A 952-nucleotide genomic window follows, 5' to 3' on the forward strand; every position below is an offset into this window, starting at 1 on the left:
CGACTTCGGTCAGTCGATCATAACCGTCATAGGCATCGCATTGCAGGAAGCGTCCGCCAAAGCCATCTAGGAACTGCTCAGCGAAGGCACCGCTGCGACTGGGGGCATATCGGAACAGCACGATCGGCGGACTTGGGCCGCTGTGGCCGCGGTCGTCTGAGGCAATCGCCCAGAAGTAGCCTTTCTTCGTTTGGCCGCGCCCCGGATCGAGTACCGGCGCCTTGGTCTCGTCCATGAACAGCCGATCCGCCATGGCCAGGTGGTGGCGCATGTGTTCCGCGATGGGCTGAAGATGGAAGCAGGCGCGGCCGGACCAGTTGCCCAGTGTCGCCCGATCAAGCCGGATGCCCTGGCGCGCATAGATCTCGGCCTGACGGTAAAATGGCGTATGGTCGCCAAATTTGGAGACGATCACATGCGCGATGGCCGCTTCGGTCGGCAGCCCGCCGGGCACGACGTGCTCCGGTGCGTGCGCCTGCACGACGGGGCCGGAGCAGCGGCGACAGATGTATTTTGGGCGGCGTGTGATCAGCACGCGCCATTGCGCCGGGATCACGTCGAGGCGCTGGCTGACGTCCTCGCCGATCTTCGTCATGGCGCCGCAACCGCACGGGCAAAGCGTACTCGCAGGCTCGATGATCCGTTCCACCCGCGGCAAATGGGCAGGCAGGCAGCCGCGGTTGCGATGAGAACCTTGATCCGGCGCGCTCCGCGATCGGCCCTTGATCACAGCCTCGGCTCTCTCCTGCGCCGCGTCCAGGATGCCTTGCGCGATCTCCACGTCTTCCAGCGGCAAGTGATACTGATCTGGCCGCAGCTTCTCGGACGTCGCGCCGAACTTCTCGCGTCGCAATTCGCCGAGAATGACCTCCAGCCGACGCCGCGCCTCTTCCGACGTCGCCAGCGCCGCCTGATGTTCGCTCAAGGCCGCCTGCGTTTGCGCCAAAAGCGC

Annotated in this window: 1 protein-coding gene; it reads right to left on the reverse strand. The window is 65.0% G+C overall.

Translation table 11 applies throughout. The annotated features are described in order from the left end of the window. Positions 1-952, reverse strand: a 952-nt coding sequence (locus IVB32_RS02735; RefSeq protein WP_247409707.1) for an IS66 family transposase, incomplete at both ends; no start/stop codon positions are given.

Source organism: Bradyrhizobium sp. 23, from assembly GCF_023073295.1.
GTDB lineage: Bacteria > Pseudomonadota > Alphaproteobacteria > Rhizobiales > Xanthobacteraceae > Bradyrhizobium > Bradyrhizobium canariense_D.